Origin of the sequence: Deinococcus malanensis (assembly GCF_014647655.1) — a bacterium.
GTDB lineage: Bacteria > Deinococcota > Deinococci > Deinococcales > Deinococcaceae > Deinococcus > Deinococcus malanensis.
In genome coordinates, this window is the sequence record NZ_BMPP01000002.1 from 155,167 (window position 1) to 171,404 (window position 16,238).

Here is a 16,238-nt window from a genome sequence, read left to right on the forward strand (position 1 = left end):
CCTTTCCGGCTGGCTACAGTAGTCGGCATGAGCACAAGCGCCCCGGTCTTTCCTGCAGCCCCTGCACCCGCCGAGGAATGGTTCCGCACGCCGGTCCTTACGGGCCGGGTCATCACCCTGGAAGCCCTGCGTGAGGAGCACGCCCCAGACCTGAATTCCGGGGCTGACGCCGACACCCTGCGGTTTCTGGCGCGTGGAGGTCCGGAGGCCGCCACAGACGAGGCCTGGGCCGCATTCATAGGTCGCCTGAACGCCCTGCCAAACCGGGTGAATTTTGCCGTGCGCCTGAACGATGGGGGCAAAGTGGTGGGTCGGATCAGCTACAGCGAGATCAGGGTGGCCGACCGCTGGGCAGAGATAGGAACCATGCTGCTGCCTGCCGCGCAGGGCACTGCCGTGAATCCGGAGGCCAAACTGCTGATGATGACCCGGGCCTTTGAGGTACTGGGTGCCGGTCGGGTGCAGTTCAAGGTGGATCTGCGCAACGAGCGGAGTCTGCGCGCCATGGAAAAGCTGGGCGCGGTGCGCGAAGGTACGCTGCGGCAGTATCAGGTCCGCCCCGATGGTCTGGGCCGCGACAGCGTGGTGTTCAGCGTCTTGCAGGCAGAGTGGCCGGCTATCCGCGCAGGACTTGACACCCGGGTGTCCCAGATCATGAGCCGAAAATGAAATTCACCACAAGATTGCCATAGTCCAGTTGATAGCCTGAGAAGGTGATGCCTGTGAGCCGCACCCTGACTGCCCTTGTGTCTGCCGCGCTTCTGTGTATATCCGGTGTGGCCGGCGCCCTGGTTGTTCCTCTCAATGGCTGGACACCTGTCAATGGAAACGCCCAGGAGTGGATTGACCCGGCAGGAGCCTGCGTCCTGCGCGAGGAACGCCATGGTCAGGCTTTTCCTGTCTTCCGTTCTGTAGCAGAGGCGCGCACGTTCGCCGAAAAACTGCAGACCACGCTGATCCGTCAGGGCAGCGCCCAGAGGCTCAGCGAAGTGGTGGCGCAGCCGGTGGACCGAGCCGGTGTCTGGAGTGTTCTGGCGGCCTACAGCTTTGAATCGGCCGGTGTGAAGTACCGGGTCTCCCAGCTGTACCTCAGCGACAAGGGAATTCTGCGCACCGTTACCGGAAGCAGCGCCCAGCATGAAGCCAGCTCGTGTGTGAACAGCATGCGCGACTTTATCCGTTACATGGCGAACTGAGCTTAGGCGGTATCGATGCAGCCTCTGCCCAGTCAGAGGCTGTTTGCTTGCAAGTCCAGTCTGAATGGGGCGCTCCGCTTGACCGGGCCGTGCGGCACGGCGGGGCCTGACCTGACAGGTACTCGGCATTCCAGGCCCGCCAGAAGCACGTCAGGCCAGACTTCCAGAGGCCGCACATGCACGAGCTGATAGTCAGCCACGGTTGACTACTTAGGAAGAAGCTTTAGGATGAGACGGGCCATCGTCCCGGACACGGACCGGGCGCATCCGCACGACGGTGGGGCGTGGTAACCTCGCCGATTGAGATGAGGCATGCATTCGAAGGTGCGACGCAGGTGACCACACAGTGTTGATGGTCACCGCGCTGCTGTCGTGGTTCCTGGTGGGTCTGTTTATCCGCGTCAGCAAGGCGCGTGGCTGGGGTCAGCCGGTTCGCAAGGACGGCCCGCAGACCCATCTGGTGAAAGAGGGGACGCCGACTGCGGGCGGGGTGGCGTTTGTGCTGGCCATGGCTCTGGTGTTCTTTCCGCTGTACCTGAGTGGCAACGGGGGCGGTGAACGCGAACTGCTGATCATGCTTACGGCACTGGCCATGGGCGTGGTGGGTGGCGTCGATGACTGGCTGAAAATACAGTCGCGGATGCGGGGCAGCGGCAAGAAGGAACTGCTGGCCCGTGAGAAGTTTCCGCTGCAGTTTCTGGTTGCCCTGGTCTTTGCGTGGCTGGCAGCGCCTCTGGCCAGCCACGAGCTTGTGCCCAGCCTGGGCCCTGTCCTTGACGTGATCCTGGTGGCGCTGGTCATGGTCGGCAGCGTCAATGCCTTTAACTTCACCGATGGTCTCGACGGCCTGCTGGGCGGCGTGGCAATCATCGTGCTGCTGCCGCTGCTGGCGTTCTCGCCGGTTTCGGCGCTGCTGGTCGCGGCCCTGCTGGGCTTCCTGTGGTTCAACGCGCATCCGGCCCGGGTATTCATGGGTGATATGGGGTCACATGCCATAGGTGCGGTGGCGGCTGGAGCCTACATCCTGTATGCAGACATCTGGCTGCTGCCCATTGCCGCGATTATTCCGGTCGTTGCGGTGCTGAGCGTGATGATTCAGGTCATCTCGTTCAAGACGCGTGGCAAGCGCGTTTTCCGGATGAGCCCCATCCAGCATCACTTCGAACTGAGCGGCTGGCCCGAAACCCACGTCACGATCCGGTTCTGGGTGATCACAGCCGTGGCGACGGCAGCCGTATGGTGGCTGCTGGGCGCCCGGCCCTAGCGCACCCCACAGATGTCCTGGGCCTGAAGATGATCTTCAGGCCCGGTTCCTTTTCGTGGGCCGAGTGTTCTGCAGGCGTAGACTCGGCAGCGTGCTCATCCCCGAAGTTCCAGATCTGGTCTCCCTGCTTGGCCACCGAGCCCACCTGAGTGCCCAGGGCACGACCATCTACCGGGGCGTCCACACCACCGAAACCGGTGGAGCCTTCGCGCTGGATATCGCCGGTGACGCTGGAGTTCTCAGCCTCTATCAGGACCTGAGCGCGCAGGAAGAAACGGAGCTTGCCACGCGCTGCGCCGAGGCGGCCGGGCTGGCGGGCGTGTACCTCAAGCGGCGGCCGGTCGAGGCCCGCCACACCGCCAATGTGGCGCGCGAGTGGTTGTCCCCTCCAAACCCGGTCTGGGGAGAATCCCGATCCGAGGTCACGGCGCTTGAAAGCGGCGTGCCTTTTCTGATCCGGCCCGGAGGCGACCTGAGCACCGGTCTGTTTACGGATGCCCGGCCGGCCCGTGAGTATGTACGTGCCTCGGCGCCGGCCCGGGTGCTGAACACCTTCGCCTACACCTGCGGTTTTGGCCTGAGTGCGGCGCTGGGCGGGGCCGAGACGGTAAAAAACGTGGACCTGTCACGGAGGGTCCTGAGCTGGGGTCAGGACAACTATGACCTGAGCGGTCTGAGTGCCCCGGACACGGACTTTCTGTATGGGGACGTGTTCGAATGGCTCGCCCGCCTTCAGCGGCGCGGAGACCGGTTTGATCTGGTGGTGCTGGACCCACCCAGTTTTGCGCGCGGCAAGACCGGCATCTGGCGGGCCGAGAAGGATTACGGGCGTCTGGTGGCCCTGGCCGCCGCGGTAGTAGCGCCGGGCGGGCGGGTGCTGGCCCTGCTCAACCACGGGGGCGTCGGCACAGAAGCATTCGGGCGCATGATTCAGACCGGGCTGGGTCAGGCGGGCCGCTCCGGGCGGGTCACCAGTCGCCTGACAGCGGGGGAAGATTATCCCGGCGCGCGTCACCTGAAAATTCAGGCCTGGACCCTGGACTGAGCAGGGGCCTGAGAAGCCGCTAGTCAGGACCTCACAGCGGGGTTCGTGCCTCGCCTCACTTCGTTTTCTAAAGCGGCGGGTATGCTGTGGGCATGACACAAGCCACTCCAGCTGAGAACCAACAGGTGCTCGTACCCCTGACCACCCCCGAAGAGGTGGAGCAGTTCCTGACCGAATACCCGCTTGCTGCTGTCTTTAAGGCCGGAACCTGCCACAAGACCATGCAGGGTTTTGGGGTGCTGGAAACCTTCCTGCAGCGGCATGAGCTGCCGGTCGGCTTTATCCGGGTGGTGGACTGGCGCCCGGCCAGCAACCACGTGGCCCAGCGCACCGGCATCGTGCACCACAGCCCGCAGTTCATCCTGTTCCGCGACGGCGAGGTCCAGTTCGAGGTCAACAACTGGGACATCACTCCCGAGGCGCTGCGGCCAATCTTCGATACCCAGGTGCCTCAGCGCACGGGCAGCGCGGCGATCGCTACCGACGACAACGTGGAGCCCTACCGCCGCCTGATGCGTGATTTCGTGGACGGCCGCCTGAACGAATGGGCCTTCCAGGATCAGTACGTGACCATGTTCCGTGACGACGCCAGCCTGCGCAGCCAGCGCGAATTCGAGCTGCTCTCCCGCCTGTTCGGTGACCCGGACGCCTACCACGGCGGCCTGCACCAGCTGGGCGCCCCACAGGACCGCGGAGACCTGCGTGCCCGCGTCCAGGCACTGCTTCAGGAGCTTGGCTAAGCGACACCCGATTTCCACTGCGCCGCCTTCCTTTATCTGGGAGGCGGCGTGATCTTTTCGATGTATGTAAGCGTGCGGTAAGAGTCAAAAGAGTCAGATGAAGGCGCGATACGACGAGCCCGTGATCTCCTCACCTCCTCTTCACGACCCTGGACGCTACCCACGCATGGCTGAAACTACCCTTCTTCCCCCCTCCCTGAGCCGTTTCCCGCTCCCGGCAGACCGCGCGGTGTACCGTGACCTGTCGACCGACCACTATCCCTGGACCGAAATCAGCGCCGACTTCGAGGCCCGTCAGGACGAAAGCTTCAGCGGAATGCTGGATATCTGGCAAGGCGAGCGATGGGCGCGTTTTGCGCTGGTGCAGGGCGCTGCGCGCGCCGGCTTCACACAGGGTGGCCACGAGGTCAGCTGGGCGGCCGCGATGCAGGCCATGCCACGCGCGCAGGTCACGCTGACCCGAATGGACGGCGTGATCAGCGACCTGATCTGGGCCCTGCGCGCCGCAGACGAGCCGACCCCTCTCAAAGTGCCGTGGCCAGCCGCCCAGCATGAGCTTCAGCGGGTGCATTTCACCGGCGCACTGATCTCCGGTGGCAGTTGCAGCTACTGGAAGGCGGGTCAGTTACTTGAGGGCACCCTCCCGCAGAGCGGAGCAGCGTGCCAGATGGTCTCCACCTACCGTGCCAACGACCGCGAAGGCACCCTGAGCTTCTGGCAGGAACTGCTGCGCACCGTGAACTCGCAGGTTCCCCTGGCCGAGCCGTGGCGGCAGGCCACCGTGGCCCTGTCCGACGAGCATCCCTGCCTCGATCCGTTTGCACAGGAGGTCGTGTTGACCAACGGCATACTGCAGGTCGATCCCGAGCTGGAGCTGCAGGAACTGCGCCCCGCGCTAAGCGCCGCCCTGCGTCAGATGATGAACCGCGCTGGAGTGCGCCTGGCGGACCTGCCGCTTGGCGCGCTGAGGCAGCGGCCCGAGTGGCTTGCTGCCGAACTGGAGGTGAGTTGAGATGGCAGTCGTCAGCTGGCCCGAGGGCCTGAGCGATCAGACTCCGCTGCCCTACGGCGTGTGGAAGATCATGACGCACGTCAACGGCGAGCGCGACAGCGCTCAGGTGGCCAGGATGGCGGCCGTCAGCGACGCCGATGTGCTGACGGCCGTGCAGCAGTCGCAACAGTGGGTCGAGCGGGCCACCGCGCAGCAGCGGCCAGTATCGGCCGCACTGGAGGCCGAGCTCACCAAGATCCTGGTCAGTGTGGTAGGCCCGATGGCCACACTGATGATGGACGACGCCATGGAGGACCTGGGCGAGACCGCCACACTCAGTGCGCTGCTCTCGACCCTGGCCAGCGAACTGGATGCCAGCCAGATGGACGCGTTTGTCCGGCAGGTCCGCGCCCGGGGCTTTCTGTGAGCCTGCGCACCGCCCCTCACATCTCAACTCACGCCGCGCCGCGCGGTCATAAGGGAGTCAACGCATGAAGTACACGGTCGTCATCCGGCAGCCTGTGCCCGAAGAATCGCTGCCCGCACTGGAAGTGCAGCTTACCGAACGGTTCGGACTGAACCCTGAACAGGCCAAGCGTCTGGCCACCCGCCGCGCCGGTCGTCTGATGAAACCCACCGGCCGGGCCCGCGCCGAGCTGCTGCTCAGCGTGTTTGAAAGCATCGGTGCTCAGGTGGTTCTCGAAGAAGTCCGCGAGGAAACCGGCCTGCTCAGCGAGCCGTTCCAGGGTGTGGCCAGCCGGCCCGCTGCCACTTCCGCCTTCGCCATGGCGGGTGCCACGTCGGGCAGTACCGCTGTTCTGGACGACGCCCCACTGGCCACTGCGCCGGCGTCAGGCATGTCCGCTCCCAGCTGGGGTGCCGCGCCGTCCGCCGGATCGGTGGCCGGCTGGAACGAAGAGCCGGGCGGTAAGGCAGCGGTCAGCGCCTGGCCCGAAGCGTCCGCACCGTCCAGCACTGCTGACCCGTTCAGCACCTCCGTGACCGCCATGCCCAGCGCCCCCTTCCTGCCTGACGCTGGCAGCGCTGACCAGGTGCCGCTGGTGACCACCCCCGCTGCCAGCCAGACCGCAGCCGAGCCCCAGGTCATCACCGCCACGGCTGCTCCTGAAGCAGACGTGTGGTCCGACTTCACCGGCGCACTGACCATCACGGACAGCTCGCCGGCCAAGACGGCGGCCGAACCAGCAGCCGTCATCACGGCCCTGAACGAGGAGCCGGGCGCCGTCACCACCAAGCGCCGCCGCAGCCTGGCACAGCAGCTCACCGTCAGCACCCTGACGCCGCTGCTGCTGTCCACCGGTCTGACGCTGGGCCTGCTGAGCCTGATCCTGCCGGGACTGCAGCGCCAGCTGGTACAGCAGAACGCACAGGCCGTCGCCGTGGCCGTGGGAACCAGCCTCGATACCCGCAACCAGGAGTCGGTGAACTCGCAGCTCGACACGCTGCTGTCCCGTTCGGCCGTGGGTTTCGTGCGTGTGGAACTGCCTGACGGCACGACCTACTTCCGCAGCCGCAATCCGGCCGTGGACAGCATCATGCAGGCACGCGTGGCCGAGTTCGTGCGCGATAACCCCAACAGCGGGACCTTCCAGTCCAGCGGCAGCGCGGCCGACGCCTACCGCGAGCAGCTCAAGCAGCTTGAGGACGTGGGCGCAGGAGAAAGCACCCAGGCCCAGGAACTGCGCGCCGCCATCCAGGAGCCGTCGAACAGCAAAAATGACCGCACCGCCTACGTCACCAGCCGTCTGGGCGTGATTGAAACCGAAGACGGCAGCCGCTCCACGGTCACGGGCGCGACGGACAGCGCGGATCTGCTGTACCGCATCTCGGTAGGCGTGCCGAACACCCAGGCAGCAGCCAACCTGCGCAACACGCTGCTGCTGGTGCTGGCCGTCTCGCTGCTGGCCCTGGGTCTGGCCGCTGCCCTGGCCCTGCGTGCCGCGCGCCGCGTGGTTGAGCCGATCGAGCGTCTGGTGAAGGTGGCCGACGCAATCAGCATGGGTGACCTGACCCACCCCGTGCGGGCCGAGCGCAACGACGAGATCGGTGACCTGGCACACGCCCTGGAACGCATGCGTCTGAGCCTGGAAGCCGCCATGGAGCGTCTGCGTCGCCGCAAGCGCAGCTGACCAGAGCCGCTATGCAGCCGCCGCCCGCGAACATTCGCGGGCGGCGCTGTTCTGGTCTGGTTGCCCACCCTGAGCGCCCTGCGCCGCAGCCAGCACCAGGGCCTCAGCTCCGCTGTTCCTGCTGCGACTCCAGATGCTCGGCCAGACGGTCCCAGGTTTCGGTGATGCCCTGCAGCATGCCCATGTCCATGACGGTCTTCAGCCCGTCTTCCGAGCTGTACATGGCCCGGTTCACGACCTTCGTGCCACCCTCGACCTCTTCAAAGGTCAGCGTCGAAAGCGTGGGAGGCATGGTTTCGTTGATGTTGGCTTCGGAATCAGAGAAATAGTCGGTGTAGACGATGCGTGCTGGCTCCTCGATGTCGCGGTAGATGCCCAGGCCCCACGATTCCATGCCGTAGAAGTTTTCCTGGGCCCGGTCGACACACTTCATGCAGTAGTGCCACTTGCCGCCAGGACGGAAGTCGACGGTGCAGTGAGGAACCTCCCATCCCCGGGGACCCCACCATCTGCTCAGATGCTCAGCGTTCGAAAAAGCATCGAATACCAGCTGGCGAGGGGCCTTGAAGACGCGTTCGAGGACAAGTTCCCTTCCAGCTTCGACTCGTGAGATCATGGGGGACGTTGCGGTGCTGGTCATAAAAAACCTCCTGAAGGGGGATGGGGACGCCCTGACTTGCCGGGTACTGTTGTGGCCAATCTTGTCTCAATGCGTCATACCAGGCCTCCTGCGTGAAGCCGGGAGTTACTCGTCAGGTGTGCTCTCAGTAGGGCCGGTCCGGGGCACCCCGGAATCCTGGTCCGTCTGCTGAAGCTGCTGCAAATAAGTGTCGAGCTGGTCGAAACGGTCTTCCCAGAGGTGCCGGTAGGTGCTGAGCCAGCCGTCGAGGTCCTGAAAAGGCTCGGGACGAAGACGGCAGATGCGCCGGTTGGCCACCGCCTGCATTTCCACGACCCCCGCGTCACTCAGAACGCGCAGATGCTTGGACGCCTGAGGCTGACGGATATCAAGGCGTGTGGCGATTTCACCGACAGTCAGGGGCTGCTCGAGCAGCAGCTCGACAATCTGGAAACGGTGCGGTTCCGCTAAAGCACTGAAGGTGACGGCATTCATGTAGGCAACTCCTCCCTGGCCCTGTTCGTAACTCTCGCCCGATCCAACTATACCATTCTGGGAATATTCCTGCAAGTGAATATTCAGGTCGAGGCACTACCGCAAACGTGACAACGCATAGCCAGTCTTCCCTTCTGCACCAGAGTTGCGGTTCATCCAAGGCAGGAGCCGTTCCTTCCAGGAGACTCCCCGTGTAAGGGAACAGGATCGAAATTCATCGCAATGGGGTTAGAGGGGGTTATCAGTGGGCATAACTGGGACCCGTGGCGGCGCAACTCAGACCGGGGCCGATCAAACATGGTGCTACGCGCCCGTTCTGCAGGCAAAGTTTTGCAGTGTCAGGCTCCGGTTTTCCTGCACGCTGGTCATACCAGAGGTTAGTCCGGCCACAAGCAATCCCAGCGGCGACGGGGGACGCCTACAGACCGCCGTGTCCATACATTCACCGGCAATGGACCAGATTATGCGAGTTGTCATGCCAGGCGTCCTCAAAGCGCATCTCAATGCCGCACTCTGAATCAGACCGGAAAGGTCACTCTGGAGTGTCCCGCACAAGTTCAAACGGCTGCTCCAGCCCGGCTTTCGCCGTATCCAGGGCAATCCGGGGAGCATAGGAAAGTGCCAGAACCGCCCGGTAGGTTCTCTGGGCCAGGTCGCGGTCACCCATGGCGTCGCGAACCTGACCCAGCCGCGCCAGGGTCAGCCCGGCCAGACTGCGTGGCTGATCGTCATTGAGGGCGTGTACAGCGCGCTCCAGCAGGGTCCGGGCGTCGCCCAGCTGACCGACAGCCAGATAGATGCTGGCTGCCGCCGCGTCCAATTCTGCGCGCGGTGTCACGGCGTCGCCGGGCTCCCGGTCCAGTGCCGAGAGCAGTGCACTCAGGTCGTCCTCCTCGCGCAGCTGCCAGGCACGGTCGGCCAGCGCGCGGACCCGGCTCATCTCACCGGCACTGAAGGACGACACGTCAGGCACCTGGGCCCCTGGCAGGCGGTCAAGGAGACCGGGCAGGTCATCGAGCGGCGCGATCACGACCCCATCCTGACCCTGCAGCTGCGCCGCGACCTCGTCGAGGCGGCGCGCCTGCCAGCGGGTGCCCGGACCTTCATCCAGCGCGGCACGCAGGTCATCGTGATACCGACGGGCCAGTTCCAGAAACCCCGGACCCAGCAGTTGCGCAGCCGTCAGTGGCCCTTGCAGGTGGGCGGCATATTCCCGTTCAGCCCGCGCGGCGGCATTGAGTCGTTCACGGCCCTGCGGATACTGGCCGAGGAAGCTACGCAGCTGCTCATGCTCGGTCTCGGCCCAGCTCCAGTCCGCCTGTTCGAGGTCATGAATGCCGATGCGCGCGGCCGGCAATGCGTCACGCAGCGGATGGTCCGGGTCGCTGGACGTGGCCCACTGCACCCCGGACGCGCCCAGATACCGCAGCAGTTCGACCACAGTGCCCGCGTTGTACTGCGGATGCAGGCGCAGCAGGTCCCCGAGGTCAGGAGCCAGCAGCAGGTTCATATGATCTCCCCGGACCTACAGATCGATATGGGCTTCACGCGCTGGCTCCGTTGCGGGCGCGTCCACCGTTGCGGCTTTTGCCACCCCGCACCAGATCCGTTACACCGTCAACCCGCATCAGGGCGGCGCGCAGGCGTTCCAGGTCGGAGTTGCCCGCCATTGCCAGACGCAGGTGAATGGTCGCAGTATTGTCGGCAGCCACACCCGCCTCCAACTTCATGGGGCTACGTTTCTCGGCCGCCAGAACCCCCAACACATCGGCGAGCAGACCGCTGCGGTCCTGCGCAATGACGTCCAGATCCATGATCACGTTGCCGGGCGTTCCGCTGTTCCAGGACGCCGCCACACAGCGTTCGGGCTCGTCCTTGAGCAGCCGGATCATGTTGGGGCAGTCGATGCGGTGCACACTGACCCCACGCCCCCGGGTCAGGTAACCCATGATCTGGTCGCCGCGGATGGGATTGCAGCACTGGCTGAGCTTGGAGTTGGTGGTAAAACCCTCGACATACACGCCACCGGGCTCCGGGGGACGCGGCACCGGGGCGCGGCGGCCCGGGGTCACGGAGGCCTGTTCCTGCGCCAGGCTGGGAGACAACACGCGGGCCACCGCACTGGGGGTTGTCTTGGACGCATGCAGCGCGAGGTACAGGTCGTCCGGGTTCCGGGTGCCGACCAGCTTGTGAGTCGCGTCTTCCAGCAGCTTGGTGCGCATCAGCTGACGGACCGGCAGGTGCCGCTTACGCAGGTAGCGCTCCAGCAGGTCGTGGCCGCGTTTCAGGGCGTCCTCACGCTCCTGGGTACGGAAATGGTGACGGATCTTGGCCCGGGCCGAGCGGGTCACGGCGAAATTCAGCCAGTCCTTGCTGGGCTTGCCGTTCTTGCTGGTGACAATCTCGACCATATCGCCGTTTTTCAGATGATGCGACAGCGGCACGATGCTGCCGTTGACCCGTGACCCCACGGTGGTCTCGCCGATGCGGGTGTGGATGTGGTACGCGAAATCGATGCTGGTGCTGCCGGCCGGCAGGCTGATGGCCAGCCCCTTGGGCGTAAACACCCGCACGCGCTGCGACAGGATGTCGGACTTCACGGCGTCCATGTAGTCGGACGCGTCGTTGATCTCGTTCTGCAGTTCCTTGAGCTGCGAGATCCAGTTCTCGCGGTCGCGGGCCGCCAGCTGCGCGCCCTGCTTGTACATCCAGTGGGCCGCCACCCCGTATTCGGCAACCTCGTGCATGCGCCGCGAGCGGATCTGCACCTCGATAGGCTGCCCGCTCTGACTGATCACGGTGGTGTGCAGGCTCTGGTAGCCGTTGGGTTTGGGCACCGCAATGTAGTCCTTGAAGCGCCCAGGCAGCGGCGTCCACATGCTGTGCACGATACTGACGGTGTGGTAACAGATACGCTTCTCGCGGGTCTCCTCGGCCCGCTCGCGGCGCTTCTCGTCGGTGCCGGGCGGCACGATCAGGTCCTTGGGTGTCAGGATCACGCGGATGGCCAGCAGGTCGAAAATCTGCTCCAGCGCCTTGCCCTCGCGTTTCATCTTGGTGTGGATGCTCCACAGGTGTTTGCTGCGCCCGGCAATGTCGATCTCGCCGACCCATTCGGGCAGTTCCAGGTCGTCTTCCAGCGCTTCGCGCAGCTGCTTGACCGCGCCCTGGATCAGCGCGTCACGTTCTTCCTGGCGGGTGCGCAGGCGCGACTGCAGGTAGGCATAGTCGTCGGGCTGCAGGTACTGGAAGCTCAGGTCCTCCAGTTCCCATTTGATCTTCCCGATGCCCAGCCGGTGGGCCAGCGGCGCGAAGATTTCCATGGTCTCCCGCGCAATACGCTGCTGTTTTTCGGGCTTCATGGAGCCCAGGGTCCGCATGTTGTGCAGCCGGTCGGCCAGCTTGACCACGATGATGCGGATATCGGCCGTCATGGCGATCAGCATCTGGCGTAGGTTCTCGGCCTGCATGTCACGCCCGGTGTGGGCCACCTCAGCCTGCTGGCTGCCCTGCTTGGAGAGCTTGCTGACCTTGGTCTCCCCTTCCACGATGCGCCGCACGTCGGGGCCGAACAGTTCCTCGATGCTCTCGAAGGTCACGCCCTCGACATCCTCCACGGTGTCATGCAGCAACCCGGCCATGACGCTGTCGGTGTCCATGCCCAGGCGGGCCAGAATGACCGCGACCGCCACCGGATGGGTGATGTAGGGTTCACCACTCTTGCGGTTGACTCCCTTGTGGGCGTCACGAGCAAATTCGTAGGCCAGGTCAACGCGGTCGCGGTCAGATTGCGGGCGCCCGCTGACCAGCGCCCTGAGTTCGCTCATTCCATGATCCGACGCTTCCGGCACGACCGCCAGAATAGCGCCTGCCCCCCGTCTGACACCGTGGCCATCTGCGCTGCTTTGGGGGTACTTTCCCTCCAGGCCTCGTCGTCCCACAAAAACATCCACCCCAGGGGGTGGACGGAAAGCAGGTGGATTGAAGAGGGGGCCCGTTAACGCCTTTGACGCACGCGGACAGGCACCGGTTGAGGCTGTGGCTGCGACGCGCCCTTGAGCACTTCACGGAGCCATTCGATAAATTCTCCGAGGCCCTTCATGGATCTATTTTAGGACCTGAAGTCTGACGGATATGGCACGACGCTGACCATATGTTTACCTCAAGGGGAAAGGGTCACAATGCCAGATAGGCCTCGCGGACGCTCGGATCGGCCAGCAGGACAGCGCCCGTGCCCTGATTGACCACCTGGCCATTTTCGAGCACGTAGGCACGGCTGGCCAGCTTCAGACTCAGGCCCACGTTCTGCTCGACCAGCAGCACGCTCACGCCCTCGGCATTCACGGCTTTGAGTGCACCGAACACCGTCTGGGTCATCAGTGGGGACAGGCCCAGGCTGGGCTCGTCCACCACCAGCACACTGGGCTTGGCCATCAGGGCGCGACCGACCGCGACCATCTGCTGCTCGCCACCCGACAGCGTCCCGGCCAGCTGACCCGAGCGCTCACGCAGGCGCGGAAAGAGGGTATAGACCCGCTCAAGAGTCTCGGCCTGTGCGGAGCGGGCCTCGGGGCGCATGGCTGCCCCCAGTTCCAGGTTTTCGCGCACCGTCATCAGGGCGAACAGTTCACGGCCCTCGGGCACGTGGGCCAGCCCCATTCCCACAATCTGCGAGGGCGTGGCGCTGGTGATGTCCTGTCCACCCAGCAGGATCCGCCCTGCGGTCGGCCGGACCACGCCGCTAACCGCGCGCAGGGTGCTGGTCTTACCCGCCCCGTTGGCCCCGATCATAGCCACGAACTCGCCGGGGCCGACGCGTACGCTAACGTCCCACAGGACCTGGACCTTGCCGTAGCCGGCCGCCAGGTTCTCGATCACCAGTTCCTGGCCCTTCGTGTGTTGTGTCATCAGGCTGCCCCTTTGTTCCAGGCCGTCCCGATGTTCACGGGCCGCCCTTCGACTGCCAGACCTCCTGGCACATGTCCGCTCGCTCCGCCGGGAAAAAGCAGGTGCTGCTTATTCGGCCTCATGCGTGCAGCTCCGTTTCGGTACCCAGATAGGCGCTGACCACCTGGGGATTGGCGGTGACCTCGCGGTAAGTGCCCTCGGCGATCACCTGTCCCTGATCCATGACCACCACGCGGTCGGCCAGATCCCGCACGACCGGCATGATGTGCTCGATAAACAGCACGCTGACGCCGCTCTCCTGCACGCTGCGCACCAGCGCGACCGCTTCCTGTGCCTCGGCGGGACGCAGGCCGGCCATCACCTCGTCCAGCAGCAGCACCTGCGGCTGGGTGGCCAGGGCTCGTGCGACTTCCAGGCGCTTGTCCTGCAGCAGGGTGAGTTCATGGGCCGCCTTATCGGCGTGGGCAGCCAGACCCGTGCGTTCCAGCAGGTCGTAGGCCCTTTCGCGGGCCTGAGGAAGATTCATGCCGCGCTTGCCGAACAGCGCGCCCACAGTGACGTTCTCGTGCACGGTCATTTCCGGGAAGGGACGCACGATCTGAAAGGCGCGGCCCAGCCCGGCGTGACAGCGCGCTTCCATGGCATGAGCGGTGACGTCGTTGCCCAGCAGCCATAGCTGACCACTGGTGGGCCGGTAGACGCCCGATAGCAGGTTCAGCAGTGTGGTCTTGCCAGCACCGTTTGGGCCGATGACCGCCAGGATCTCGCCGGCGTACTGGGTAAACGAGACGTTCTGCACGGCCAGCAGGCCACCGAAGCGTTTGCTGAGGCCCTCAGCGCGCAGCACGACCTTCCCCTGGGCAGGTGTAGTCGAAGCAGGCATCACAGCGGTCACAGGTCACCTCCATGTTTGCCGCGGCGCAGCAGGCCCATCAGCCCGCGTGGCAGCCACAGGATGCTGAGCATCAGGACCAGGCCGTACACGACCAGATAGCCGTTCTTGACGTTGCTGTGCAGGATTTCCTCGGCCACACGCAGCACTGTGGCGCCCAGCACGGGGCCCAGGGTGGTGTAGAGCCCACCGAAGATACTGGTGGTCAGCGGTGCGATCGAATTGGCCAGACTGAAGGTCTCCAGCGGGTTGATAAAGAAGGTCTTGCCGGCGTACAGCACGCCCGCCAGTGCCGCCAGCACACTGGAAATGAAGAAGGCCGCGAGCTTGTAGCGCACGATCGACACCCCCAGTACCCGGGCGGTTTCCTCACCCTGACGGATGGCCGCGAAAGCGTGGTGCAGGCGGGTCAAACGCACGATGAGGCTGACCCCCACCGTGAGCAGCAGCAGCGAGAGCGCCAGCAGGTACTGTCCGCGCGAGTTGCCTCCCAGCAGGGCCGGCACCAGCATGCCGTTGGCACCGCCAGCCACGCTTTCGGGAAGGTTCTGGATGACGGTGCGGACCACCTCGGTAAAGGCCAGGGTGGCAATCGCGAAGTACATGCCGCTCAGGCGCATGGTCACTGCGCCCAGCACCAGACTGAACAGACCGGCAAGCAGGGCGGCGGCCGGCATGGCTGCCACCCACGGCAGTCCCACCTTGATCAGCAGGGCGTAACTGTAGGCGCCCAGGCCGTAGAAGGCCGCGTGGGCCAGGCTGACCTGCCCGCTGCGCGCTAGGATGTCCCATGACAGCGCCATAATGCCGGCGACCAGCGTGAAAAAGCCGATCTGCAGCAGGAATTCGCGTTTGTCTCCCAGCGGCAGGAACGGGAAAATCAGGGCCAGCGCAAAAAACACGGCCAGCGGCCACAGCTTGGCCACGGTGAAGTCAGGGCGACGGGTCATGGTCCGGCCCAGCACGCCTTTTTCGGCCACGTCCGCCAGGGCGGTGTCAGCAGCATTTCGGATGTGGCTCATTTGGCCTCCCGGTACGAGCGCCAGACCAGCGTGCCGAAAATCATCAGGAAGAACACGGCGTCGCTCCAGCCACCGCCTCCCGGTACGTAGGTCTGGACCAGTGCCTCGGAAACGCCCAGGATGACCGAGGCCCACAATACGCCGGTCAGGTTGCCCAGGCCCGCCATCACGATGATTGCGAAGGCCTTCAGGGCGAACACCAGTCCCACCGTCGGGCTGGCGAACAGCAGCACGCTGACCAGCACACCGGCAATGGCAGCCAGTCCGCAGGAAACCCCGAACGCCAGCAGATACACCCGGTCCACATCGACGCCGATCAGCTGGGCGCCGCGACGGTTCTGCGCCACAGCGCGCATCTGGCGGCCCAGGGTGGTGCGGTAGAGCACGAAGTACAGCGCCGCAAGAATGGCGACAGCAAGGCCGAATGCGATGGCCTTAGGCCCGCCAACACTGAGTTCGCCGAGGTTCAAGCTGGCGGCCTGATACGGCGTGCTGACCGTGCGGGTGTTGCCACCCAGCAGCATCAGCGCGAGGTTCTGCAGCAGGATGCCCAGCCCGAAGGTCAGCAGCATCTGGTTGAGTTCAGGGGCCAGCAGCACGTGGCGGATACTGACGCGGTAGGTCAGGCCACCGATAGCGAAGACGGCCAGCGCCACCAGCGGCAGCGACAGCAGCGGGTCCACCCCCAGAAAGGCACTGGCGGCCCAGGCCAGGAAAGCGCCGATCATCAGGTACTCGCCGTGGGCGAAGTTCACGATGCCGACCACCCCCACTGCCAGGGCCAGACCCGAGGCGACCAGCGCGTAGATGCCGCTTTGCAGCAGACCGTTGAGCAGGGTTTGTAAAAAAAGCTCCATGTCACCTCCAGGTGATCCGGAATTCGGCGCGCCTCTCAGGAGGCAGACCACGGGCCGCC

The 16,238-nt window shown here is 64.8% G+C and carries 16 protein-coding genes; 8 read left to right on the forward strand and 8 right to left on the reverse strand.

From position 1 onward, the window contains the following. Nucleotides 1-27 precede the first annotated feature (27 nt). The 8 genes from IEY49_RS03175 to IEY49_RS03210 all read left to right on the forward strand — a co-directional run bounded on the left by IEY49_RS03175 (nucleotide 28) and on the right by IEY49_RS03210 (nucleotide 7,386). Nucleotides 28-669 carry a GNAT family N-acetyltransferase gene (locus IEY49_RS03175; protein WP_189004498.1) on the forward strand — a complete coding sequence of 214 codons (642 nt, stop codon included), beginning with the start codon at nucleotides 28-30 and terminating at the stop codon, nucleotides 667-669. 47 nt (nucleotides 670-716) lie between these two features. After that, the gene (locus IEY49_RS03180) at nucleotides 717-1,196 is read left to right on the forward strand and encodes a hypothetical protein (RefSeq protein WP_229780615.1); all 480 of its coding nucleotides are present in this window, start codon (nucleotides 717-719) and stop codon (nucleotides 1,194-1,196) included. A 346-nt stretch (nucleotides 1,197-1,542) separates the two neighbouring features. Further along, complete coding sequence (locus tag IEY49_RS03185) at nucleotides 1,543-2,460, forward strand: phospho-N-acetylmuramoyl-pentapeptide-transferase (RefSeq protein ID WP_189004501.1); 918 nt, start codon at nucleotides 1,543-1,545, stop codon at nucleotides 2,458-2,460. A 91-nt stretch (nucleotides 2,461-2,551) separates the two neighbouring features. Next, a complete protein-coding gene (locus IEY49_RS03190; RefSeq protein ID WP_189004502.1) occupies nucleotides 2,552-3,505 on the forward strand; it encodes a class I SAM-dependent rRNA methyltransferase in 954 nt (317 codons plus the stop codon). A gap of 92 nt (nucleotides 3,506-3,597) precedes the next feature. After that, on the forward strand, nucleotides 3,598-4,245 hold the full coding sequence (gene abxC / locus IEY49_RS03195; protein ID WP_189004503.1) for a monothiol bacilliredoxin AbxC: 648 nt from the start codon (nucleotides 3,598-3,600) through the stop codon (nucleotides 4,243-4,245). 166 nt (nucleotides 4,246-4,411) lie between these two features. Beyond that, complete coding sequence (locus IEY49_RS03200) at nucleotides 4,412-5,257, forward strand: hypothetical protein (protein WP_189004504.1); 846 nt, start codon at nucleotides 4,412-4,414, stop codon at nucleotides 5,255-5,257. A 1-nt stretch (nucleotide 5,258) separates the two neighbouring features. Then, nucleotides 5,259-5,663 carry a DUF8082 domain-containing protein gene (locus IEY49_RS03205; RefSeq protein ID WP_189004505.1) on the forward strand — a complete coding sequence of 135 codons (405 nt, stop codon included), beginning with the start codon at nucleotides 5,259-5,261 and terminating at the stop codon, nucleotides 5,661-5,663. Nucleotides 5,664-5,727: 64 nt separating this feature from the next. Beyond that, on the forward strand, nucleotides 5,728-7,386 hold the full coding sequence (locus IEY49_RS03210; protein WP_189004506.1) for a HAMP domain-containing protein: 1,659 nt from the start codon (nucleotides 5,728-5,730) through the stop codon (nucleotides 7,384-7,386). A gap of 103 nt (nucleotides 7,387-7,489) precedes the next feature. Here the strand turns inward: IEY49_RS03210 and IEY49_RS03215 are convergent, their stop codons facing one another. The 8 genes from IEY49_RS03215 to IEY49_RS03250 all read right to left on the reverse strand — a co-directional run bounded on the left by IEY49_RS03215 (nucleotide 7,490) and on the right by IEY49_RS03250 (nucleotide 16,179). Then, nucleotides 7,490-8,026, reverse strand: coding sequence for an SRPBCC family protein (locus IEY49_RS03215; RefSeq protein WP_189004507.1), 537 nt, complete (start codon nucleotides 8,024-8,026; stop codon nucleotides 7,490-7,492). Between the two features lie 105 nt (nucleotides 8,027-8,131). Next, nucleotides 8,132-8,500, reverse strand: a complete 369-nt coding sequence (locus IEY49_RS03220) for an ArsR/SmtB family transcription factor (protein ID WP_189004509.1) — start codon at nucleotides 8,498-8,500, stop codon at nucleotides 8,132-8,134. Between the two features lie 532 nt (nucleotides 8,501-9,032). Beyond that, entirely contained in the window at nucleotides 9,033-10,010 is a 978-nt protein-coding gene (locus IEY49_RS03225) for a tetratricopeptide repeat protein (RefSeq protein WP_189004511.1), read from the reverse strand. 34 nt (nucleotides 10,011-10,044) lie between these two features. Beyond that, entirely contained in the window at nucleotides 10,045-12,327 is a 2,283-nt protein-coding gene (locus IEY49_RS03230; protein ID WP_189004828.1) for a RelA/SpoT family protein, read from the reverse strand. Nucleotides 12,328-12,676: 349 nt separating this feature from the next. After that, the gene (locus IEY49_RS03235; protein ID WP_189004513.1) at nucleotides 12,677-13,408 is read right to left on the reverse strand and encodes an ABC transporter ATP-binding protein; all 732 of its coding nucleotides are present in this window, start codon (nucleotides 13,406-13,408) and stop codon (nucleotides 12,677-12,679) included. A 118-nt stretch (nucleotides 13,409-13,526) separates the two neighbouring features. Then, complete coding sequence (locus IEY49_RS03240) at nucleotides 13,527-14,303, reverse strand: ABC transporter ATP-binding protein (RefSeq protein ID WP_229780600.1); 777 nt, start codon at nucleotides 14,301-14,303, stop codon at nucleotides 13,527-13,529. Next, complete coding sequence (locus tag IEY49_RS03245; protein ID WP_229780601.1) at nucleotides 14,300-15,322, reverse strand: branched-chain amino acid ABC transporter permease; 1,023 nt, start codon at nucleotides 15,320-15,322, stop codon at nucleotides 14,300-14,302. Before IEY49_RS03245 ends, IEY49_RS03240 begins: the two co-directional genes overlap by 4 nt. Beyond that, entirely contained in the window at nucleotides 15,319-16,179 is an 861-nt protein-coding gene (locus IEY49_RS03250) for a branched-chain amino acid ABC transporter permease (protein WP_189004514.1), read from the reverse strand. Before IEY49_RS03250 ends, IEY49_RS03245 begins: the two co-directional genes overlap by 4 nt. Nucleotides 16,180-16,238 lie beyond the last annotated feature (59 nt).